18 protein-coding genes are annotated in these 23074 nt (G+C 60.4%); 10 read left to right on the plus strand and 8 right to left on the minus strand.

Annotated features, from left to right (window positions below):
- Window positions 1–130: 130 nt before the first annotated feature.
- The 5 genes from def to ACIPOO_RS25110 all read left to right on the plus strand — a co-directional run bounded on the left by def (window position 131) and on the right by ACIPOO_RS25110 (window position 4862).
- A complete protein-coding gene (gene def / locus ACIPOO_RS25090; RefSeq protein WP_400610551.1) occupies window positions 131–637 on the plus strand; it encodes a peptide deformylase in 507 nt (168 codons plus the stop codon).
- Between the two features lie 125 nt (window positions 638–762).
- Window positions 763–1722 (plus strand): methionyl-tRNA formyltransferase, encoded by a 960-nt coding sequence (gene fmt / locus ACIPOO_RS25095; RefSeq protein ID WP_400610553.1) that lies wholly within the window; start codon window positions 763–765, stop codon window positions 1720–1722.
- Window positions 1719–3038: a 16S rRNA (cytosine(967)-C(5))-methyltransferase RsmB gene (gene rsmB / locus ACIPOO_RS25100; RefSeq protein WP_400610555.1), complete on the plus strand. Its 1320-nt coding sequence runs from the start codon at window positions 1719–1721 to the stop codon at window positions 3036–3038. Before fmt ends, rsmB begins: the two co-directional genes overlap by 4 nt.
- A 117-nt stretch (window positions 3039–3155) precedes the next feature.
- Window positions 3156–4529, plus strand: a complete 1374-nt coding sequence (gene trkA / locus ACIPOO_RS25105) for a Trk system potassium transporter TrkA (protein WP_274132071.1) — start codon at window positions 3156–3158, stop codon at window positions 4527–4529.
- Between the two features lie 33 nt (window positions 4530–4562).
- The gene (locus ACIPOO_RS25110; protein WP_400610589.1) at window positions 4563–4862 is read left to right on the plus strand and encodes a tetratricopeptide repeat protein; all 300 of its coding nucleotides are present in this window, start codon (window positions 4563–4565) and stop codon (window positions 4860–4862) included.
- Window positions 4863–5014: 152 nt separating this feature from the next.
- Here ACIPOO_RS25110 and ACIPOO_RS25115 read toward each other — a convergent pair whose 3' ends face one another.
- Both ACIPOO_RS25115 and ACIPOO_RS25120 read right to left on the minus strand, forming a co-directional pair.
- Complete coding sequence (locus ACIPOO_RS25115) at window positions 5015–5902, minus strand: lysophospholipid acyltransferase (RefSeq protein ID WP_400610557.1); 888 nt, start codon at window positions 5900–5902, stop codon at window positions 5015–5017.
- Window positions 5903–6049: 147 nt separating this feature from the next.
- Window positions 6050–6601 carry a DNA-3-methyladenine glycosylase I gene (locus ACIPOO_RS25120; RefSeq protein WP_400610559.1) on the minus strand — a complete coding sequence of 184 codons (552 nt, stop codon included), beginning with the start codon at window positions 6599–6601 and terminating at the stop codon, window positions 6050–6052.
- Window positions 6602–6683: 82 nt separating this feature from the next.
- Between ACIPOO_RS25120 and glyQ the strand changes: the two genes are divergently transcribed.
- Genes glyQ through ACIPOO_RS25140 form a run of 4 tightly spaced genes read left to right on the plus strand, consistent with a single transcriptional unit; the run spans window position 6684 to window position 11077 of the window.
- The gene (glyQ, locus tag ACIPOO_RS25125) at window positions 6684–7631 is read left to right on the plus strand and encodes a glycine--tRNA ligase subunit alpha (RefSeq protein ID WP_274132075.1); all 948 of its coding nucleotides are present in this window, start codon (window positions 6684–6686) and stop codon (window positions 7629–7631) included.
- Window positions 7628–9682, plus strand: coding sequence for a glycine--tRNA ligase subunit beta (glyS, locus tag ACIPOO_RS25130; RefSeq protein ID WP_400610561.1), 2055 nt, complete (start codon window positions 7628–7630; stop codon window positions 9680–9682). The genes glyQ and glyS overlap by 4 nt, the downstream gene beginning before the upstream one ends.
- A 16-nt stretch (window positions 9683–9698) precedes the next feature.
- Entirely contained in the window at window positions 9699–10250 is a 552-nt protein-coding gene (gene gmhB / locus ACIPOO_RS25135; RefSeq protein WP_400610563.1) for a D-glycero-beta-D-manno-heptose 1,7-bisphosphate 7-phosphatase, read from the plus strand.
- 56 nt (window positions 10251–10306) lie between these two features.
- Entirely contained in the window at window positions 10307–11077 is a 771-nt protein-coding gene (locus tag ACIPOO_RS25140) for a 1-acyl-sn-glycerol-3-phosphate acyltransferase (protein ID WP_274132078.1), read from the plus strand.
- Between the two features lie 185 nt (window positions 11078–11262).
- Here ACIPOO_RS25140 and ACIPOO_RS25145 read toward each other — a convergent pair whose 3' ends face one another.
- Entirely contained in the window at window positions 11263–12450 is a 1188-nt protein-coding gene (locus tag ACIPOO_RS25145) for an MFS transporter (protein ID WP_274132079.1), read from the minus strand.
- Between the two features lie 49 nt (window positions 12451–12499).
- A complete protein-coding gene (locus ACIPOO_RS25150) occupies window positions 12500–15148 on the minus strand; it encodes an MGH1-like glycoside hydrolase domain-containing protein (protein WP_400610566.1) in 2649 nt (882 codons plus the stop codon).
- A 132-nt stretch (window positions 15149–15280) separates the two neighbouring features.
- Here ACIPOO_RS25150 and ACIPOO_RS25155 point away from each other — a divergent pair, with 132 nt between their 5' ends.
- Entirely contained in the window at window positions 15281–16501 is a 1221-nt protein-coding gene (locus ACIPOO_RS25155) for an acyltransferase family protein (RefSeq protein WP_400610568.1), read from the plus strand.
- A gap of 55 nt (window positions 16502–16556) precedes the next feature.
- On the opposite strand, the gene gyrB is transcribed toward ACIPOO_RS25155, so the two are convergent.
- From gyrB to dnaA, 4 genes are read right to left on the minus strand one after another with little or no spacing between them, the layout of a single operon-like run.
- Window positions 16557–18974, minus strand: coding sequence for a DNA topoisomerase (ATP-hydrolyzing) subunit B (gene gyrB, locus ACIPOO_RS25160; protein WP_274132082.1), 2418 nt, complete (start codon window positions 18972–18974; stop codon window positions 16557–16559).
- 4 nt (window positions 18975–18978) lie between these two features.
- Window positions 18979–20082: a DNA replication/repair protein RecF gene (gene recF / locus ACIPOO_RS25165; RefSeq protein ID WP_274132084.1), complete on the minus strand. Its 1104-nt coding sequence runs from the start codon at window positions 20080–20082 to the stop codon at window positions 18979–18981.
- A gap of 14 nt (window positions 20083–20096) precedes the next feature.
- Window positions 20097–21200: a DNA polymerase III subunit beta gene (gene dnaN, locus ACIPOO_RS25170; protein WP_274132086.1), complete on the minus strand. Its 1104-nt coding sequence runs from the start codon at window positions 21198–21200 to the stop codon at window positions 20097–20099.
- Window positions 21201–21235: 35 nt separating this feature from the next.
- Window positions 21236–22777: a chromosomal replication initiator protein DnaA gene (gene dnaA, locus ACIPOO_RS25175; RefSeq protein ID WP_400610571.1), complete on the minus strand. Its 1542-nt coding sequence runs from the start codon at window positions 22775–22777 to the stop codon at window positions 21236–21238.
- Window positions 22778–23074: the final 297 nt, after the last annotated feature.

The following is a 23074-nucleotide window of genomic DNA, read 5'->3' on the forward strand; positions in this document are numbered from 1 at the left end:
CTTTATCATGTTGGCTTCGCGTGAAACATGGAATTTTGCGAGACTTCGGTTTGCCAAGGCTGCCTGCGTTTGACGTCCACAGCCTAGCAGCCCCATTCGACTTTACCTTACAAGTGCAGCTCTTACGTATATGGCCATTTTAAACATTCTCGAATTTCCCGATTCGCGCCTGCGCACCATCGCCAAGCCGGTGGCTGCCGTGGACGACGGTATTCGCCAGTTGGTCGACGACATGTTTGAAACCATGTACGAAGCGCCTGGCATCGGCCTTGCCGCGACGCAGGTTAACGTACACAAACGCGTCGTGGTCATGGACCTTTCCGAAGATCGCAGCGAGCCGCGGGTTTTCATCAACCCGCAGCTTGAGCCGCTGACCGAGGAGATGGACCAGTATCAGGAAGGCTGCCTGTCCGTTCCCGGCTTCTACGAGAACGTCGACCGCCCGCAGAAGGTCAAGGTCAAGGCGCTGGATCGCGACGGCCAGCCTTATGAGCTAATCGCCGAAGGCTTGCTCGCGGTGTGCATCCAGCACGAATGCGATCACCTGAACGGCAAGCTGTTCGTTGACTACCTGTCTACGCTCAAGCGTGACCGGATCAAGAAAAAGCTGGAAAAACAGCACAAGCAGAACGCCTGATCCCCCCTTATCCGTAGGAGCGCGCTTGCCCGCGAAAGCGCTGTGTCAGAGACATCTACCTTGCCTGACGCAACGCTGTCGCGGGCAAGCGCGCTCCTACAGTCATCTTCACCAGTGAGAAGCCCATGACTGAGCCACTGCGCATCGTCTTCGCCGGCACCCCGGAATTCGCCGCCGAACACCTCAAAGCCCTGCTCGACAGCCCTCATGAGGTGATCGCGGTCTACACCCAGCCTGATCGCCCGGCCGGACGTGGGCAAAAGCTGATGCCAAGCCCGGTCAAGCAACTGGCCTTGCAGCACGATATCCCGGTGCTCCAGCCGCCAACCTTGCGTGCCCCCGAGGCTCAGGCCGAACTGGCTGCGCTCGCGCCGGACCTGATGGTGGTGGTCGCCTATGGCCTGATCCTGCCGCAGGTGGTGCTGGATATCCCGCGCCTGGGCTGCATCAACAGTCATGCCTCGTTGCTGCCACGCTGGCGCGGCGCAGCGCCGATCCAGCGTGCCGTGCAGGCCGGTGATGCCGAAAGCGGCGTGACCGTGATGCGCATGGAAGCAGGCCTGGACACCGGCCCCATGCTGCTCAAGGCCATCACCCCGATCAGCCCCGAGGACACTGGCGGCACGCTGCATGACCGTCTGGCCGAACTGGGCCCGGTCGCCGTGGTGCAGGCCATCGCCGGCCTGGCCGATGGTTCGCTGGTGGGCGAGGTGCAGGATGACGCGCTGGCCAACTACGCGCACAAGCTGAACAAGGATGAAGCGCGCATCGACTGGACCCGCCCGGCCGATGAGCTGGAGCGTCTGGTACGTGCTTTCAACCCTTGGCCGATCTGCCACAGCACGCTCAACGGTGAAGCGCTGAAAGTGCTGGCCGCGCAGGTAGCTGCGGGGCAGGGCGAGCCGGGCATGATCCTCGAAGCGAGCAAAGACGGTCTGACCGTTGCCTGTGGACAAAACGCACTGCGCCTCACTCGCCTGCAGTTGCCGGGCGGCAAGCCGCTGAACTTCACTGACCTGTTCAACAGCCGCCGCGAGAAGTTCGCAGTGGGCACGGTGCTGGGCCAAGTGGTGGATAACCAATGAACCCGCGTCTGGCCGCAGCCCGCGCCCTGGCTGCCGTACTGAGCGGCAAGGCGTCGCTCAACAGTTCTCTGCCAGCCCAGCTGGACAAGGTCGACGACCGTGATCGTGGCCTGACCCAGGATCTGGCATTCGGCACTGCCCGCTGGGAGCCGCGTTTGTCCGCACTTGCGGCCAGGCTGCTGCAGAAGCCGTTCAAGGCAGCCGATACCGACATCCAGGCGCTGCTGCTGGTCGGCCTGTACCAGTTGTTCTATTCGCGCATCCCCGCTCACGCCGCCATCGGCGAGACGGTCGGCTGCGCGGACAAACTCAAGAAGCCTTGGGCCAAGGCGCTGCTCAACGCGGTGTTGCGTCGCGCCCAGCGTGAGGGTGAAGCGCTGTTGACCGAGCTTGAGCACGATCCGGTGGTGCGCACCGCTCACCCGCGCTGGCTGCAAAAAGCCCTGAAAGCCGCGTGGCCCGAGCATTGGGAAGCCATCTGCGCTGCAAATAACGCCCACCCTCCGATGATTCTGCGGGTCAATCGCCGTCACAAGACCCGCGATCAGTACCTGCAATTGCTGGCCGACGCAGACATTACCGCGACCGCCAGCAGCTTCAGCCAGGACGGCATTGTCCTCGCTGAGCCGGGCGATGTCCGTGGCTTGCCGGGCTTTGCCGAGGGCTGGATCAGCGTGCAGGACGAAGCCGCGCAACTGGCCGCCGACCTGCTGGAGCTGGCACCGGGTCAACGTGTGCTCGACGCCTGCTGCGCACCGGGGGGCAAAACCTGTCATCTGCTGGAAGTGCAACCGGGCTTGTCCGGGGTCGTGGCAGTGGATTTGGAAGCCAAGCGCATGGTGCGGGTCAAGGAGAACCTCGACCGCCTGGGCCTGAGCGCCGAGTTGATCGCCGCCGACGCCCGTGCCACCGATCAGTGGTGGGACGGCAAGCCGTTCCAGCGCATCCTGCTCGATGCACCGTGCTCGGCGACCGGCGTGATCCGCCGCCATCCCGACATCAAGCTGACCCGCCAGGCCGATGACATTCCTGCCCTGGCCACCTTGCAGGGCGAGCTGCTCGACGCGTTGTGGCCGACGCTGCAAGTGGGCGGCATGTTGCTGTACGCCACCTGCTCGACGCTGCCGACCGAGAACACCGAGGTGATCGAGGCGTTCCTGGCTCGCACGCCGGGTGCGCGGGAACTGGACATCGCCGGCCAGAACGGCAACCCGCCGCCGGGGCTCAAGCAGCCTCACGGTCGCCAGTTGCTGGCGCAGGAAGGCGGGCATGACGGGTTCTATTACGCCAAGTTGATCAAGATTTCCGCAGCCTGACCTGTAGGAGCGCGCTTGCCCGCGACCGCGGTGTGTCAGTCACATCCATGTTTCAGACATACCGCGGTCGCGGGCAAGCGCGCTCCTACAAGGCTGTAATTTTCAGGGAGAAGCTGATTGAAGATCATCATTCTCGGCGCAGGCCAGGTCGGCGGTACGCTGGCGGAACATCTGGCCAGCGAAGCCAATGACATCACCGTGGTGGACACCGACGCCGACCGTTTGCGCGCATTGGGTGACCGGCTCGACATTCGCACCATCCAGGGAAAAGGCTCGTTTCCCACCGTGTTGCGCCAGGCCGGTGCCGACGACGCCGACATGCTGGTGGCCGTAACCAGCAGCGACGAGACCAACATGGTCGCCTGCCAGGTCGCCTATACGCTGTTTCACACCCCGACCAAGATCGCCCGGGTGCGTGAATCCGCCTACCTGACCCGTGCGGGCCTGTTCGACAACGAAGCGATTCCGGTCGATGTGCTCATCAGCCCCGAGCAGGTGGTCACCAACTACATCAAGCGTCTGATCGAATACCCCAGCGCCCTGCAGGTGATCGACTTCGCCGAAGGCAAGGTCCAGTTGGTGGCCGTGAAGGCTTACTACGGCGGCCCTCTGGTGGGCCAGCAATTGCGTCAGTTGCGGGCGCACATGCCGAACGTGGACACGCGGGTCGCAGCCATTTTCCGTCGAGATCGTCCGATCAGTCCGCAAGGCGATACCGTGATCGAAGCCGATGACGAAGTCTTCTTCATCGCCGCCAAGGCGGACATTCGCGCCGTGATGGGCGAAATGCGCCGGCTGGACGAGAGCTACAAGCGCATCGTCATAGCCGGTGGCGGGCAGATCGGCGAGCGCCTGGCCGAAGCCATCGAAAACCGTTACCAGGTGAAGATCATCGAGATGAACCCGGCCCGTTGCCGTCATCTCTCGGACACCCTGGACAACACGGTGATCCTGCAAGGCAGCTCCTCGGATCGCGACCTGCTGATGGAAGAGAACATCGACAACGCCGACCTGTTCCTGGCGCTGACCAACGACGACGAGGCCAATATCATGTCCTCGCTGCTGGCCAAGCGGCTGGGGGCGAAGAAGGTCATGACCATCATCAACAACCCGGCCTATGTGGATCTGGTTCAGGGCGGGGAGATCGACATCGCGGTCAGCCCGCAACTGGCGACCATCGGCACCCTGCTGGCTCACGTGCGGCGCGGCGATATCGTCAGCGTGCACTCGTTGCGGCGCGGTGCAGCAGAGGCCATCGAGATCGTCGCCCACGGCGATGCGCGGTCGAGCAAAGTCATCGGCAAAGCGATCAAGCACATCAACCTGCCGCCGGGCACGACCATCGGCGCCATTACCCGGGATGAACAGGTGCTCATCGCCCACGATAGTACGGTGATCGAGTCCGGCGACCACGTGATCATGTTCCTTGTGGATAAAAAGCATATCCGCGACGTGGAGCGGCTGTTTCAGGTGGGTTTGAGTTTTTTCTAAAGGAGACGCCGCGTGCTCGAATCACTGGAAAAAATGCTCGCCAAGGGCATGGACAATGCCTTGCTGCGGTTCGGCCTGGGCAAGGGGTATCTGGACGCAGGCGATCACCTCAAGGCAGTGGAGCACCTGCAGCGCTGCGTCGAATTCGATCCCAAGTACTCGGCGGCGTGGAAGCTGCTGGGCAAGGCGTGGCTGGCTTCAGGGGATAGCGATCAGGCGCGCCAGGCGTGGGCGCAGGGCATCGCGGCGGCGGTCGGCCATGGCGACAAGCAGGCCGAGAAGGAGATGACGGTGTTTGTGAAGAAGCTGGATCGTACGACCAAACTTCCGTAGGAGCGCGCTTGCCCGCGACCGCGGTGCGTCTGAAACATCGATTTGACTGACACTCCGCTGTCGCGGGCAAGCGCGCTCCTACAGGTTTTTGCGCGGAGTTCAGGTTTTGCGCGGGTTTCGGGGTGCGCGCGGGGTTCGGGTTTTGCGTTGGATCAGTACCAGCGCGCTTCGCCCTCAGGCCGCTTCTTGAAGCGTTTCATGGTCCACATGTACTGGCTCGGATACGCCCGCACATACTTTTCCACCACCTTGCTCATCGCCGCCGCCGAGGTTTCGGCGTCGGTGCTGTACATCTCGTCCGGCGCGGCTTCCAGCACCACCTTGTAGCCCGAACCATCTTCCAGGCGCATTGCGTGCAGGAACACCCCCACCGCCTTGCCACCGGCCAGCATGTTCGGCACGAACTTGCTGGTCAGCGCCACCGTCCCACAGAACGGCACGAAAATTCCTGCAGACTCTGCCGGCTCAGGGTCAGCCGGAATGCCCACCGAGCCCCCTTTGCGCACTTCCTTGATGACGCTCAGAATCCCTTCCTTCGTCGAGGCCGCCACACGGTTGCCCAGTTGCACGCGCTGCTTGCGCAGCAATTCGTCCACCGCCTTGAGCTTGGGCGGACGGTAGAAAATGATCGGTTTGCACTGGCTGCAATAGAAGTGGTTGAGCACTTCCCAGTTGCCCAAGTGGCTGGTGATGCCGACCACGCCTTTGCCAGACGCCAGCGCGTCCTTGAGGATGTGCAGGCCTTCGACTTCGCGCACCAGATTGATCGATTTCTGAGCAGGCCAGATCCAGGCGCAGGCGCTTTCGGTCAGGGTCTTGCCAATGTCCATCAGGCTGCGGCCCACCAGCGCTTCGAGTTCGGTGGGGCTCAGCTCCGGGAAACACTTGGAAAGGTTGATCCGCGCCACCTCACGGGAACGGTTGGGCAGCTTCCACATCAGCCAGCCGATGGAGGTGCCGACCCATTGCACCGCGCGCCACGGCAACAGGGCAAACAACCGCAATGCCCCGACCATCAAGGCGCCTTTGAACTTATCCACAGATCACTCCTGAATCGATGAGGCGGGCATTGTAACCACTCCTGCGGTCACGCGGACCTGTAGGAGCGCGCTTGCCCGCGATAGCATTGTTTCAGGCACTTTGATTTACTTGGCACACCGCAATCGCGGGCAAGCGCGCTCCTACAGTCAACCAACGAGCTGCGCGTACCGATCACAATCGGTCGTGTGGTCCATCACCATCCCCGTCGCCTGCATGTAGGCGTAGCAAATGGTCGGGCCGACGAAGGTGAAGCCCGCTTTCTTCAACGCCTTGCTCATGGCCTCGGCCTCGGGCGTGATGGCCGGGACTTCGCTGCGGTCCTTGAAGTGATTGACCTTGGGTTGGCCGCCCACAAAGGACCAGACAAACGTCACCGGGTCTTCAAGGCGCAGCCAGGCCTGGGCGTTCTTGCGCGCGGCGTTGAGTTTCAGGCGATTGCGAACGATGCCGGGTTCGAGCATCAGGGCTTCGATCTCGGCGTCGGTCATGGCGGCGATCCGGTTGACGTCGAAGTTGAACATCACTTCGCGGTAGCGGGCGCGTTTCTTCAAAATCGTGATCCACGAAAGGCCGGCCTGGAACCCTTCGAGCAACAGGAACTCGAACAGCATCTGCGCGTCGCGCAACGGCACACCCCACTCTTGATCGTGGTAGTCCATGTAAAGCGGATCTTCGTTGCACCAAAAGCAGCGTGGCATAGGGCTCCCAAGGGTGGAGGCGGCGCCGAATCGGGTATACTCCCGCTCTTTAAATCGCAGCCCCCCAGTACAGGTGAATTTCGTGAGCCAGCCTACGCCAGCCGTGCGTACCTTCCAAGACTTGATCCTCGCCCTCCAGCAATACTGGGCCGAGCAAGGTTGTGTGGTACTTCAGCCCTACGATATGGAAGTGGGCGCCGGCACTTTCCACACTGCAACGTTTCTGCGCGCCGTCGGCCCGGAAACCTGGAACGCCGCCTACGTCCAGCCGAGCCGTCGTCCTACCGATGGCCGTTATGGCGAAAACCCAAACCGCCTGCAGCACTACTATCAGTTCCAGGTGGTCTTGAAGCCTAACCCGGACAACTTCCAGGAACTGTACCTGGGCTCGCTCAAGCACGTTGGCCTGGACCCGCTGGTCCACGACGTACGCTTCGTCGAAGACAACTGGGAATCGCCGACCCTGGGCGCCTGGGGCCTGGGCTGGGAAATCTGGCTCAACGGCATGGAAGTCTCGCAGTTCACCTACTTCCAGCAAGTGGGCGGCATCGAGTGCTACCCGGTGACCGGCGAAATCACCTACGGCCTGGAACGCCTGGCGATGTACCTGCAAGGCGTAGATTCGGTCTACGACCTGGTCTGGACTGACGGCCCGTTCGGCAAAGTCACCTACGGCGATGTGTTCCACCAGAACGAAGTGGAGCAATCGACCTACAACTTCGAACACGCCAACGTCGACAAACTGTTCGAACTGTTCGATTTCTACGAAAGCGAAGCGATGCGCCTGATCGCAGCCGAGCTGCCGCTGCCGAGCTATGAAATGGTCCTCAAGGCCTCGCACACCTTCAACCTGCTCGACGCCCGCCGCGCGATTTCCGTGACTGCGCGTCAGCAGTACATCCTGCGCGTACGCACCCTGGCCCGCTCCGTGGCCCAGGCGTACCTGATGGCCCGGGCCAAGCTTGGCTTCCCGATGGCTGCACCTGATATTCGCGACGAAGTGTTGGCTAAGCTGGAGGCTGCACAATGAGTGCTCAAGATTTCCTGGTTGAATTGGGCACCGAAGAACTGCCACCCAAAGCCCTGACCACCTTGGCCGAGTCGTTCCTGGCCGGTATCGAAAAAGGCCTGCAGGCCGCCGGCCTGACCTACAGCGCCAAGCAGGTCTACGCCGCGCCGCGCCGTCTGGCCGTGCTGGTGACTGAACTCGCCACCCAGCAGCCGGACCGCAGCGTCAATCTGGACGGCCCGCCCCGTCAGGCAGCGTTCGATGCCGAAGGCAACCCGACCCAGGCCGCCCTGGGCTTTGCCAAGAAGTGCGGCGTCGACCTCTCCGAGATCGATCAGAGCGGCCCGAAGCTGCGTTACAGCCAGAGCATCGCCGGCAAGCCGACGGTCAGCCTGCTGCCGACCATCATCGAAGACTCGCTCAACGACCTGCCGATCCCCAAGCGCATGCGCTGGGGTGCGCGCAAGGAAGAGTTCGTGCGTCCGACCCAGTGGCTGGTGATGCTGTTCGGCGATCAGGTGATCGACTGCACCATCCTCGCTCAGCGCTCAGACCGTGAATCCCGTGGCCACCGTTTCCATCACCCGGAAAACGTGCGTATCAGCTCGCCAGCCAACTACGCCAGCGACCTGCGCGCAGCCTATGTGCTGGCAGACTTCAACGAGCGCCGTGCGCTGATCAGCAAGCGTGTCGACGAGCTGGCCACCCAGCACGAAGGCACCGCGATCGTGCCGCCTGCGCTGCTCGACGAAGTGACTGCGCTGGTTGAATGGCCGGTGCCGCTGGTGTGCTCCTTCGAAGAGCGTTTCCTGGAAGTGCCGCAGGAAGCCCTGATCACCACCATGCAGGACAACCAGAAGTATTTCTGCCTGCTGGACGCCGAAGGCAAGCTGCTGCCGCGCTTCATCACGGTGGCCAACGTCGAGAGCAAGGATCCGTCGCAGATCGTGCTGGGTAACGAGAAAGTCGTGCGCCCGCGCCTGACCGACGCCGAGTTCTTCTTCAAGCAGGACAAGAAGCAGAAGCTGGAAACCTTCAACCAGCGCCTGCAGAACGTGGTGTTCCAGGCTCAACTGGGCACCGTGTTCGACAAGGCCGAGCGCGTTTCCAAGCTGGCCGCCTTCATCGCCCCACGCATTGGCGGCGACGCCCAGCGTGCAGGCCGTGCGGGCATCCTGTCCAAGTGCGACCTGGCGACCGAAATGGTCGGCGAATTCCCTGAGATGCAGGGCGTGGCGGGCTACTACTACGCGCTGGCCGATGGCGAGCCGGAAGACGTCGCACTGGCCCTGAACGAGCAGTACATGCCGCGTGGCGCTGGCGCTGAACTGCCGAGCACCCTGACTGGCGCTGCGGTGGCCATCGCCGACAAGCTCGACACCCTGGTCGGCATCTTCGGCATCGGCATGCTGCCAACCGGTAGCAAGGACCCCTATGCACTGCGTCGCGCGGCGCTGGGCATCCTGCGCATCCTGATCGAGAAGAAGCTGGATCTGGACCTGATCAAGACCGTGCAGTTCGCCGTCACCCAGTTCGGTGCCAAGGTGAAATCCGCAGGCCTGGCCGAGCAGGTTCTGGAATTCATCTTCGACCGCCTGCGTGCGCGTTACGAAGACGAAGGCGTGGACGTGTCGGTGTACCTGTCGGTGCGTGCCCTGCAACCGGGTTCGGCGCTGGACTTCGACCAGCGCGTGCAAGCTGTCCAGGCGTTCCGCAAGTTGCCTGAAGCCGCCGCACTGGCCGCCGTGAACAAGCGCGTGTCGAACCTGTTGAGCAAGGCCGAAGGCAACATCGCCCAGACCGTCGAGCCCAAGTACTTCGACAACGCCAACGAGTTCTCGCTGTACTCGGCCATTCAGCAGGCAGACCAGGCCGTGGCGCCGATGTCGGCCAACCGTCAGTACAACGAAGCGCTGGCCCGTCTGGCAGCACTGCGCGAGCCTGTGGATGCCTTCTTCGAAGCCGTGATGGTCAACGCCGAAGACGCCAGCGTGCGTGCCAACCGTTATGCGTTGCTGGCGCGCCTGCGTAACCTGTTCCTGGGTGTCGCCGACATTTCCCTGTTGGGCTAACGCTGGAGCGCATGATTTGAAGCTGCTGATTCTCGATCGGGACGGAGTGATCAACGAAGACTCCGACGCTTACATCAAGTCGGTGGCCGAGTGGATTCCGATCCCCGGCTCGATCGAGGCGATCGCGCAGTTGAGCAAGGCCGGCTGGACGGTGGCAGTGGCCACCAACCAGTCGGGCATTGCTCGCGGTTATTACGACCTGGCTACCCTCGACGCCATGCACGCGCGCCTGCGCGAGCTTGTGGCAGAGCAGGGCGGCGAGGTCGGTCTGATTGTTTACTGCCCCCATGGGCCGGATCAGGGGTGCGAATGCCGCAAACCCAGGCCCGGGATGTTGCAGACCATCGCCCGCCATTACGGCGTGGATCTGCGCGGCGTGTGGTTCGTCGGCGACAGCAAGGGTGACCTGGAGGCGGCGGTGGCCGTCGACTCTCAACCTGTTCTGGTCATGACGGGCAAAGGTCAGAAGACGCGGAGCAACCCGTTGCCTGCGCAAACCCTGGTTTTTGACGATCTGGCGGCGGTTGCCGCAGAACTTATTCACAACAGCGCCCCGTTGAACGGCTGACCGGTCGTCCAGCGGCACGCTCAATCCGGGCTCTGCCCGTAATGGTAAAAGCAGCTATGTCGATAGTGCAGGCCATCAGGATCTTCTTCTTTTACCTGCTGCTGGGCACCAGCGCTCTGCTGTGGTGCTCGCTGAGTTTCTTTGTCGCGCCTTTTCTGCCGTTCCGCCTTCGCTACCGGTTCATCAATGTGTACTGGTGCCGCTGCGCGCTGTGGCTGACAAGGGTATTCCTGAACATCAACGTCCGGGTCACGGGCCAGGAGAACGTCCCGCAGACGCCTTGCGTGATCGTCTCCAACCACCAGAGCACCTGGGAAACCTTCTTCCTGTCGGCGCATTTCCAGCCGCTGAGCCAGGTGCTCAAGCGTGAACTGCTGTACGTGCCGTTCTTTGGCTGGGCCATGGCGATGCTGCGTCCGATTGCCATCGACCGCGGCAACCCGAAAGCCGCGCTCAAGATCGTGGCGAAAAAGGGCGATGAGTTGCTCAAGGACGGTGTGTGGGTGCTGATCTTCCCGGAAGGGACTCGCGTGCCTTACGGCCAGATCGGAAAGTTCTCACGCAGTGGCTCGGCCATGGCAGTGAATGCCGAAATGCCTGTGCTGCCCATCGCCCACAACGCCGGCAAGTACTGGGCGAAAGAAGGCTGGGGCAAGACGCCAGGCACCATCGACGTGGTGATTGGTGAACCGATGTACGCCGAGGGCACCGGCCCACGTGCAGTGGCCGCACTCAATGACCGTGTAGCCGCCTGGAACGAAGCCACTCAAAAGGCGCTGGGCTCGCCCGCCACACCTGCGCCCGTGGCGGAAAAATCACCCGTATGAATTGTGGATAACCTGTGCACCAATTGTTGGAGAATTTCTGAAATCGAAGCTAACTCATTAATTTAGCTACTTATTTCTGGACGCTACTATTCACCCCAAAACGTGCATAAGTTTTTTCTGACGGCGCTTTACCTACTCTGAAAACATCGGTCTTGAGCCCTCCCGGGCCAGGACTGATCGTGCCTTTACACCCTCTTGGCAGTCCTGGATATCCACAGATTGCAAAGGGCTGCCATTCCCACCAGCACCAACCCGCCACAGCCCGCAGCGACGAATCCCATCGCAGGGGAGAGGTGGTCAATCGCAAGCCCTACAAGCGGCGTGGAAAGCGTCTGACCGAGCCTGTTGGCCGAATCATGCAACCCCATCACCTCGCCTCGCACGTTGGCAGGCGCGAGCTTGGCGACCGCTTCGGAACCTGCCGCCAGCGTCGGCGTGCACAACAGGTTGTTGGGAAGTAACGCCAGCATCAGCCACCACCAGACCCCATCGAAGAACACCACCGGCAACAGCAACAGGCTCATGGTCAGCGCCAGGCGCAGTTGCGACCAGGAACTGTGAACGGCGCCGTGCACGAAGCCCCCACAGATTGACGCCATGGCCATCGCCGCAATCACGTAGCCGGTGAATGCCACTTCACCGTTGGTGCGCAGTACCGCGATCAACGCAAGCTCGGTGCCGAACACCACGAACAGGGCACCGGCGCTCACCAGCAGCACGCCCAGCAACTGGGGTGTCATCCAGGTCCTGATACTTGGCCGGACCGGGTCCGGATCCTTGGTCATTTCATCCGCACTGCGTGTAGGCCAGTTCAGTGCGTAGAGCGCGATGTAGGACAGCGCCCGCCAGACACCAATACCCACAAGGATGGCCGACGCCGAATAGGTGGTTATCAACAGGATCGCCACCGCCGGGCTGATCACGAACGACAGCTCGGTCAGCATCATGTTCAGCGTGTAGGCGGGGCGGCGCTGATCCAGCGGGACCAGACTCGCCACGAACTGCCGCGCAAGTGAGCCGGTCGGCACGGTGGACACCCCCGCCAAGAAGGCGAACGTGACGAACAGCGGGTAGTTCACCACCGGCAGCAGGCACCAGGCGATTGTGGATAACACGCCACTGACGGCGATCACCGGGCGCAGGCCGTGGCGATCAATCATCCGCCCCAACATGGGCGAGCCAACGGCAAAACCCAGCGCGGTGGCCGTGCCCACCAAACCGGCATCAAAGTAGCTGCGACCCATGTCGTTGAGCACGTGCAGGCTCAGCGTCAGGGTCATGACCGTCAGCGGAATGCCTGCCACGAACATGAACAGCGTGGCGGGCAGAACGCGAGGGATGGACAGCACTTTCTGGTATTTGCGAAACGACATCCGGGTACAGCTCCTTGGCCCGTGGTGTGGCGTGAATCAATCGCGCAGTTTATCCCTTTGGCTGCAACAGCAGGGCAACCAGCGCGCTCCAGCCGGTCTGGTGTGAAGCACCGAGGCCACGGCCATTCTCGCCATGGAAGTACTCGTGAAACAGCACCAGGTCGCGGCTCTGCGGGTCTATCTGTAGCTGTGGATAACCCACCATGGATGGCCGGTTTCCTTCCTCGTCGCGTAGGAAAAGTCTGTTTATGCGAGCGCTGAGTCCGTCAGCCACTTCTTCGAGCGATGCCAGATACCCCGACCCACTGGGGTATTCCACCGAGAAATTCTCGTCGTAGTAGCGATGAAACTCACGCAGCGACTCGATCAGCATGTAGTTGAGCGGCATCCACACCGGACCTCGCCAATTGGAGTTGCCGCCAAACAACCGTGAATTCGACTCGGCAGGCTCATAGTCCGCAGACAGGGTGTTGCCGTTGATCTGCATGCTGAACGGCTGCTCGCCGTAGAACCGCGACAGGGAGCGAACCCCGTAAGGGGAGAGGAACTCGCTCTCATCGAGCATGCGGGCGATGAGATCCTTGGTACGCTGGCCGCGCAACAGGGCCAGCAGCAGACGGTTGCCTTTGCCCGGCTCGGTCCAGCGCGAGATCAACGCAGCCAGGTCCGGGCGATGGTGGAGGAAACCCAGGAGGCGTTCACGCAGTCCCTTGAGGCCTTCATGTTCGCGCTGTTCCAGCACGCGCACGGCGAACAACGGGATGAGCCCGACAAAGGATCGAAGCCGCACCGACTCCCGCAGCCCGTCCGGGCGGTGCAGAACGTCATAGAAGAAACCGTCGTCCTCGTTCCACAGCCCTTCCACGTCGTCCTTGTCGACCTCGTTGATCGCGCCGGCAATGTACAGGAAGTGTTCGAAAAACTTCACCGCGATATCGACGTACACCTCGTTGTGCTGCGCCAGTTCCAGCGCAATGCGCATCAGGTCCAGCGCGTAACCGGCAACCCAGGCAGTGCCGTCGGCCTGGTCGAGCTGGTAGCCGGGGGCGAGGGCAGCAGAGCGGTCGAACAGGCCGATGTTATCCAGCCCCAGAAAGCCTCCCTGGAAGATGTTGTGCCCTTCGGCATCCTTGCGGTTGACCCACCAGGAAAAATTCAGCAGCAGCTTGTGGAAAACTCGCTCGAGGAAATCGACATCGCCCTTGCCAGTCTGCGCCTTTTCCATCTGGTACACGCGCCAGGACGCCCAGGCATGTACCGGCGGATTGGCGTCGTCAAAGCGCCATTCGTATGCTGGAAGCTGGCCGTTGGGGTGCATGAAACGGTCTTTGACCAACAGCAGTAACTGGTCCTTGGCGAAGCCGATATCGATCAGTGCAAAGGCCACCGCCTGAAACGCCAGATCCCATGAGGCGTACCAGGGGTACTCCCATTTGTCCGGCATGGAGACGATGTCGAAATTGCACAGGTGCCGCCACTGACTGTTGCGGATGTGCGAACGCTCCCTGGGCAACGGCGGCTGGCCCGGGTCACCGTCGAGCCAGGCTTTCACGTCGAAGTAATAGAGCTGCTTGGACCACAACAGGCCGGCCAATGCCTGCCTCTGAACGTTGCGGGCGTCGGCGTCCGATAGATTGTGCTGCAGCGCGGCATAGAATTCGTCCGCCTCACCTCGGCGCTGTTCGAACAGCGCCTTGGCATTCACCCGCGGTGAATCCGCCGGGGCGAATCGCAGATACACGCACTGCGACGCGCCGCCTTCGAGCTCCAGGAGAAAATGAGCAGCGACCTTGGTCCCGGAATCCCGGCGGATTGCAAGTGCATCGCCGGCTACCAGCCAGTCGTTGATCCCGTCCTTGAAAGGTCCCTCGGCAGGCAGATTGAAAAGCCTGCGGGTGTTGGTGCGGTTGTCGCAAAACAACCACTGACAAGGTTGTTGCGCGTGTCCCCATGCGGTGACGTGCCTGGCACCTTCGACCGGATGCAGCGCCAGGACCTGATCGTCTTGCAGCGAGAGGGAAGGGCGCTTTTGTTCCGCGTTACTGCTCCAGATATCCCGCGCCCATAGCTGTGGCAACACATGCAGGCGAGCAGCCTGATCAGAGCGGTTGTGCACCGTCACCCGCATGATGATGTCATCGGGGGCGTGCTTGGCGTATTCGATGCTCACATCGAAGTAGTGGTTGTCGTTGAACACGCCCGTGTCGAGGACTTCATACTCGGGGTCGTTCAAGCCACGGCGGGCGTTTTCCTGAACCAGGTCGCCGTAGGGAAATGCCGCATGAGGGTACTTGTACAGCATGCGCATGTAGGCGTGGCTCGGTACGCCATCGACATGAAAATACAGCTCCTTCACGTCTTCGCCGTGATTGCCTTCGGCGTTGTTCAGGCCAAAGAGCCGCTCCTTGATGATCGGGTCCCGCTCGTTCCATAGCGCAAGGCCCAGGCACCAGTGCTGCGACTTGTCCGAAAAACCGGCCAGGCCGTCCTCACCCCAGCGGTACGTTCGGCTGCGGGCGTGATCGTGGGGAAAGAAATCCCAGGCATCACCGCCGGCGCTGTAATCCTCCCGCACCGTGCCCCACTGCCGGTCGCTCAGATACGGTCCCCATTCCCGCCATTGTTCAGCGGCGCTGTCCTTCAGCCGTTGGCCTTCCACAGTCTGTTGCAGTGTTGCGATACGCGCGTCGGCAGACATGGTGAGTTCCAGAATTTTCTTATTAATCGTTCCCCACGGAAAATCTATCGGGGAGCCGTTCTGGTCAATTTATTGGCAAGCAGCTTATTCAGGGGCCCATTGCCTATGGCAATTAGACGAATGATGAGCCGGGTGTATCGTTTCAACGTCGAAACACATTTCGTAACTCCTTCAGTATTGCGCATCGTTCGGCAGGAGAAGCGTCACGTTGTAGCCCTGATCGTGGGCGGAGGCGGTATGAATACATTGGGTGATCTGGCTAGCAGGCGAAACAACAACTTCAATCTGATCAGGATGCTCGCTGCCACCGCCGTGTTGATATCCCACAGTTATCCACTGGCACTGGGAAGCTCGGCGGTCGAGCCCTTGTCCTCATGGCTGGGCATCTCGCTGGGTGAACTGGCGGTCATCACCTTCTTTTGCGTCTCGGGCTTCTTCATCTCGCTGAGCCGTGACCGAGCCCCCACCGGGCTGGATTTTTTCGCGGCCCGCTTCCTGCGGATCTACCCCGGGTTAACCTTGGTACTCGTGCTCTGCGTCTTTGTGCTCGGCCCGATCTTTACGACACTCGGCACCGTGGAATATTTCCGCTCGGGCGCAATTTATAGCTACCTGAGCAATAATCTGATGCTGTTCAGCATGAAGTTCCAGTTGCCGGGTGTGTTCGAGGATAACCCTTGGCCTGGGATCAACGGGTCATTGTGGACGCTGTTCTACGAGGTCACGCTGTATGTGCTGGTCGGTGCACTGGGGGCGTTCGCCTTCTATGCTCGCGGTCCGCGCTTCGCCGGTTTCCTGCTGGTGTACGCAGTCGCTTATGCCGCCTTCAAATACCTGCTCGCCCACACAACCCTGGTGAGCGAGATGCACCGTGCTCAGTTCTTGTTCACCTGGAGCCTGCCTTTCGTGATCGGCATGGCGCTCTACCGATACAGGGCGCACGTCCAGCACCGCCTGCTCTGGCTGCTGCCACTGGCCGCCTTGGCTGCAGGGACATACGGCACGCCATGGTTCTATGAGTGCTTCGTGCTGGCCTGGAGCTGGCTGATTTTCTACCTCGGCTTCGCCACGAACTCTTTCGTGGATCGCTACAACCAACTGGGTGATTACTCCTACGGCGTCTATATCTACGCCTTCCCTGTGCAGGAAATCCTCGCCCATGAACTCAAGGGAGTCGGCCCCATCAGCATGATGCTGCTGGCCTTTCCCATCGTGCTGATCCTGGCGATGTTCTCCTGGCACTTCGTCGAGAAGCCGGCCATGGCCAGACGACATTCATTTGCCGCTTACCTCAACGGACGTTTGAATGGGCTCAAGGCGTACTGGGTTGGCCTGAGAAAGGGCGCTGTCTGAAAAACAAAAACCCCGGTCATTTGCATGGCCGGGGTTTTGTTTCAGCGGGTGAACCTTAAAAGTCCAGGTTCGACACCGCCAGTGCGTTGGCTTCGATGAAGTCGCGGCGAGGTTCTACAGCGTCGCCCATCAGGGTGTTGAAGATCTGATCGGCAGCGATCGCGTCTTCGATGGTGACTTTGAGCATGCGGCGCACGGTCGGGTCCATCGTGGTTTCCCACAGCTGATCCGGGTTCATCTCGCCCAGACCTTTGTATCGCTGGATGGTGTGACGCTTGGTACTTTCAGCCATCAGCCAGGCAAGCGCTTCCTTGAACTCGGTGACGGCTTTCTTGCGCTCGCCACGTTGTACATAGGCGCCTTCCTCCAGCAGGGTGCTGATCTGGGCACCGAGGGCGGTGACGGTCTTGTAGTCGTTGCTGCCGAAGAAATCGCGGTTGAAGGTGACGTAGTTGGACAGGCCGTGGGAGATCAGCTCGACCTCTGGCAGCCAGACGTTACGTTCACGGTCTTCGCGCAGGCTGGCTTTGTAGACCAGGCCCGACTTCTCTCCATTGCGCAGACGCTCGTCGAACTTGGCCAGCCACTCTTGCATGGCGGTGTGGTTCGACAACTGCTCCAGCGTAACCGGCGGCAGGTAGACGAAGTGCTCGGTCAGCTCCTGAGGGTACAGGCGCGACAGACGCTTGAGCGTCTTCATGACCATGCGGAAATCGTTGACCAGCTTCTCCAGCGCCGCACCAGAAATACCAGGCGCGGATTCGTTCAGGTGCAGGCTTGCATCTTCCAGGGCCGACTGCGTCATGTACTCTTCCATGGCGTCGTCGTCTTTGATGTACTGCTCTTGCTTGCCTTTCTTGACCTTGTACAGCGGCGGCTGTGCGATGTAGATGTAGCCACGCTCGACCAGCTCCGGCAACTGACGGAAGAAGAAGGTCAGCAGCAGGGTGCGGATGTGCGAACCGTCAACGTCAGCATCGGTCATGATGATGATGTTGTGATAGCGCAGCTTGTCGATGTTGTACTCTTCGCGACCGATGCCGCAGCCCAGCGCGGTGATCAGCGTGCCGACTTCCTGCGAGGAAATCATCTTGTCGAAGCGCGCTTTCTCGACGTTGAGGATCTTGCCCTTCAACGGCAGGATGGCCTGGGTCTTGCGGTTACGACCCTGCTTGGCGGAACCGCCAGCGGAGTCACCCTCGACCAGGTACAGTTCGGAGAGGGCAGGGTCCTTCTCCTGGCAGTCAGCCAGTTTGCCTGGCAGGCCGGCGATATCCAGCGCGCCTTTGCGGCGAGTCATCTCACGCGCTTTACGCGCAGCCTCACGGGCGCGGGCAGCGTCGATCATCTTGCCGACAACGGCCTTGGCTTCGTTCGGATTCTCCAGCAGGAAGTCGGAGAAGTACTTGCCCATCTCCTGTTCGACAGCGGTCTTCACTTCGGAAGAAACCAGCTTGTCCTTGGTCTGCGAGCTGAACTTCGGATCCGGCACCTTGACCGAGATGATCGCAGTCAGGCCTTCACGCGCGTCGTCACCGGTGGTGGCAACCTTGTGCTTCTTGGCCAGACCTTCCTGTTCAATGTAGTTGTTCAGGTTGCGAGTCAGCGCAGAGCGGAAGCCCACCAGGTGAGTGCCGCCATCGCGCTGCGGAATGTTGTTGGTGAAGCACAGCAGGTTCTCGTTGAAGCTGTCGTTCCACTGCAGGGCGATTTCCACGCCCACGCCATCTTCACGCTGAACGCTGAAGTGGAACACCTGGTTGACCGGGGTCTTGTTGGTGTTCAGGTATTCGACGAACGCACGCAGACCACCTTCATATTTGAAGAGCTCTTCCTTGCCGCTGCGCTCGTCGCGAAGAACGATGCCCACACCGGAGTTCAGGAACGACAGTTCACGAATGCGCTTGGCCAGGATGTCCCAGCTGAAGTGAATGTTCTTGAAGGTTTCAGCGGAGGGTTTGAAGTGGATCTCGGTACCGGTAGTGTCACTGTCGCCGACGATCTTCATGGGCTCCTGAGGAACGCCGTGAACATAGGTCTGTTCCCAGATCTTGCCACTGCGGCGCACGGTCAGGTTCAATTCTTCTGACAGTGCGTTAACCACGGAAACACCTACACCGTGCAGACCGCCGGATACTTTGTAGGAGTTGTCGTCGAACTTACCGCCGGCGTGCAGCACGGTCATGATGACCTCGGCTGCGGAAACGCCTTCTTCTTTATGCACATCGACCGGAATGCCGCGGCCGTTGTCGCGCACGGTGATGGATTCGTCCGGGTGGATGATGACTGTGATGTCGTCGCAATAACCGGCCAGTGCTTCGTCGATAGAGTTATCCACCACCTCAAACACCATGTGGTGAAGACCGCTGCCATCGTCCGTATCGCCGATGTACATACCGGGACGCTTGCGTACGGCATCAAGTCCTTTCAGCACCTTAATGCTGGACGAGTCGTACGTTTGATTTTCGCTCATGCATTCACTCCCGATGGTCGTGGGTCTGGGTGATACTGCCGTGTTCCACGTGGAACACCGCAACTGGCGTTTCCGTCTGCCAGCCTTCCCTCAACAATTCATGATCTACACAGGTGATAAAAACCTGGCAGCGTAATTCTTCCAGCAGGCGACACAGCGCGCTGCGATGGTTCTCGTCGAGCTCCGATGGAAGGTCATCGACGAGGTAGATACATTGCCCGCGGCGGGCCTGGCTGACCAAATGTCCTTGAGCAATACGCAGGGCACATACCACCAACTTCTGTTGGCCGCGTGACAAAATGTCCGCCGCGTTGTGCCCACCGAGTCTGAGTCGCAGATCCGCTCGTTGCGGTCCGGCTTGGGTGTGACCCATCTGCTGGTCACGATAGAGAGAAGAGGCGAGCACGCTGCTCAGGTCTTTTTCCTTGTCCCAGCCACGGTAGTAACTCAGGGTAAGCCCTTCAAGCTCTACCAGCTCACTCAACGTTTGCTCAAAAACAGGTTTCAGCGCTTTGATATAAGCGCGACGAAATTCATCGATTTCATCACTGGCCAGGCACAGCTCTCGATCCCAGGCCGCCTGCGAAGCGGCGTCAAGTGTACCATGCCGAAGCCACGAGTTTCGCTGCCTCAGCGCCTTCTGCAAACGCTGCCAAGTGGCCATGAATCGAGGTTCCACGTGGAACACTCCCCAATCCAGAAACTGCCTGCGGATTTTCGGGGCACCCTCCAGCAGCCGAAAGCTGTCGGGATTTATCAGTTGCAGCGGTAGCGTTTCGGCGAGCTGCGCAGCGCTCTTGGCATTCTGGCCATCGATACGAATCTGGAACTCACCTTGCCTGTCTCGTGAAATACCGAGATTGCTGTGTCCACCTTCGGCCAGTTCGACCTGGCCAAAGACTGTGCAAGCAGGCTGTTCGTACTGGATGACAGGTTGCAACCGAGTGCTACGGAAGGAGCGAGCCAAGCCAAGCAAGTGAATGGCTTCCAGGACACTGGTTTTACCACTGCCGTTGGCGCCATAAAGGATATTGATACGAGGAGAGGGGGAGAAGGTCACCGGGTGCAGATTGCGCACCCCGGTGACCGAGACGCGGCTAAGAGACATCTAGGTTCTGCTGATTACAGACGCATCGGCATGACAACATACGCCGAGTCGTCGTTGCCCGATTCCTGTACCAGCGCACTGCTGTTGGAGTCGGACAGGAGCAGACGCACCTGCTCGGTGGTCATGACGCCCAGCACATCGAGCAGATAGCTCACGTTGAAGCCGATCTCCAGCGTGCTGCCGTTGTAGTCAACGCCGATTTCTTCTTCCGCTTCTTCCTGCTCAGGGTTGTTGGCCTGGATCTTCAGTTGACCATTGGCCAGCTGCAAGCGGATGCCACGGTACTTCTCGTTGGAAAGAATCGCAGTGCGGCTGAACGCTTCGCGCAGCGCCTGACGATCACCCACCACCAGTTTGTCGCCGCCTTTTGGCAGAACACGCTCGTAGTCCGGGAATTTGCCGTCTACCAGTTTGGAGGTGAAGGTGAATTCGCCGGTGGTCGCACGGATGTGGTGTTGACCCAACACGATGCTGACCAGACCGTCCTGCTCGGTCAGAAGGCGAGCCAGCTCAAGGATACCCTTGCGCGGCACGATGACCTGATGACGATCAGCCTGTTCGATTTCAGCGGCCATCGAGCACATCGCCAGACGGTGACCGTCGGTGGCAACGGCGCGCAGCACGCCCGACTGAACTTCGATCAGCATGCCGTTGAGGTAGTAACGGACATCCTGCTGAGCCATGGCAAAGCTGGTGCGCTCGATCAAACGGCGCAGTTTGCTTTGAACCAGGCTGAACGTCAGCGAGCCAGGGCCTTCTTCCACAGTCGGGAAGTCGTTGGCTGGCAGCGTCGAAAGGGTGAAACGGCTGCGGCCGGCCTTGACCACCAGCTTCTGCTCGTCGACCTTGACGTCGATCAATGCATCGTTTGGCAGGCTTTTGCAGATGTCCATCAGCTTGCGCGCCGGCACGGTGATCTCGCCAGGCTCGGCAGGCTCTTCCAGCTGGACGCGCCCGACCAGCTCGACCTCAAGGTCGGTACCGGTCAGGGACAGCTGCTGGCCTTCGACAACCAGCAATACGTTAGACAGAACCGGCAAGGTCTGGCGGCGTTCTACAACGCCTGCGACCAGTTGCAGGGGTTTCAACAGGGCTTCGCGTTGAATGGTGAAATGCATGGTCTAGTCCCTTGCCTTGATAAGCTGCGTCGGCATCACGTAGTCAAAGTACGCAGCAGGTTCTTGTAGTCCTCGCGGATGTCCGCGTCGGATTCTTTAAGTTCGTTGATTTTGCGGCAAGCGTGCAGCACCGTGGTGTGATCTCGCCCGCCAAACACGTCGCCGATTTCAGGCAGACTGTGGTTGGTCAATTCTTTGGACAACGCCATCGCGACCTGACGCGGACGGGCAACCGATCTCGAACGACGCTTCGACAGAAGGTCGGAGATCTTGATCTTGTAGTACTCGGCAACAGTTCGCTGAATGTTATCCACACTGACCAGTTTGTCCTGAAGCGCCAACAGGTCTTTCAAGGATTCGCGGATCAGCTCGATGGTGATGTCGCGGCCCATGAAGTGAGAGTGCGCGATGACCCGCTTGAGGGCACCTTCGAGTTCACGAACGTTGGAGCGAATGCGCTGCGCGATGAAGAACGCCGCATCGTGCGGGAGCTCGACCTTCGCCTGGTCGGCTTTCTTCATGAGAATCGCGACCCGGGTTTCCAGTTCCGGTGGCTCGACCGCCACCGTCAGGCCCCAGCCGAAGCGCGACTTCAGACGTTCCTCGAGACCTTCGATCTCTTTCGGATAACGGTCACTGGTCAGGATGACCTGCTGCCCACCTTCCAGAAGCGCGTTGAAGGTGTGGAAAAACTCTTCCTGCGAACGCTCCTTGCGGGCGAAGAACTGGATGTCGTCGATCAGCAACGCATCGACCGAACGGTAGAAGCGCTTGAATTCGTTGATCGCGTTCAACTGCAGCGCCTTGACCATGTCTGCAACAAAGCGCTCCGAATGCAGGTACACAACCTTCGCATTCGGATTCTTCTTCAGAAGATGGTTACCCACAGCGTGCATCAAGTGGGTTTTACCCAGGCCCACACCACCATAAAGGAACAGCGGGTTATAGCCATGCTTGGGGTTATCGGCCACTTGCCAGGCAGCGGCGCGCGCCAACTGGTTGGACTTACCCTCGACGAAGTTCTCGAAGGTGAACGTGCGGTTCAGGTAACTGGTGTGCTTGAGGGCACCCTCGACCTGGACGCTGCGCTGCTCGGCACGGGCTGGAGCCTGTTGGCTGCTGGCGCCGGCCATGGGGTCGAAGCTCGCCCGCGAAGGCTCATCGTCCACATCCAGTGACTGCTGGACGACTGGCGCAGGTGCAGACACCGAGGCAGGTGCCGGGGCCAAGGCACCATTGCTGGCAGTCGCCGCACTCTGGGCAGCCTGTGTTGCAGCGGCCGCGGCAGCTGCTGCCAGGGGAGCATTGGGCGCAGCACGAGGGGCCGAGCTGCGTTTGCTGCCTATTAATAAGGAAAGGGCAGGCGCAGCACCCTGTCCATGCTCACCGAGCAGTTCGAGCAGGCGGCCAAGGTACTTTTCGTTTACCCAGTCGAGCACGAAGCGGTTAGGCGCATAGACACGCAATTCGTCGCCTTCGGCTTCGACCTGCAGCGGACGGATCCAGGTGTTGAATTGCTGGGCAGGCAGCTCATCGCGCAAAAGCTCCACGCACTGCTGCCAAAGTTCCACTGACACGGATATCCCCTACGTTTCAAAAGCCGGTGAGGCGAAAACAAGCGCCCATTGTAACCACCCACAACAGACTTATCCACATGTAGGTGTCGCCCACCCACCTGAAAATCAACATCTTATAGGGTTGAAAACCGACCAATGGCATCTGCATGAGGTCTGTGGATAACCGCCCATGACCCCTTTGTATAACCCAGGCCTGAAATTTGTGGATAACCAGCCTGTGGATAAAGAGACATTCCACGCACAGCTTTTCCGACAGCGCAGCACAGGTCCGACACCGCTTGCTGACAGAGTTGTGAT

It is taken from the genome of Pseudomonas sp. NPDC090201 (genome assembly GCF_044746825.1).
In the GTDB taxonomy this organism is placed as follows: Bacteria; Pseudomonadota; Gammaproteobacteria; order Pseudomonadales; family Pseudomonadaceae; genus Aquipseudomonas; species Aquipseudomonas putida_AD.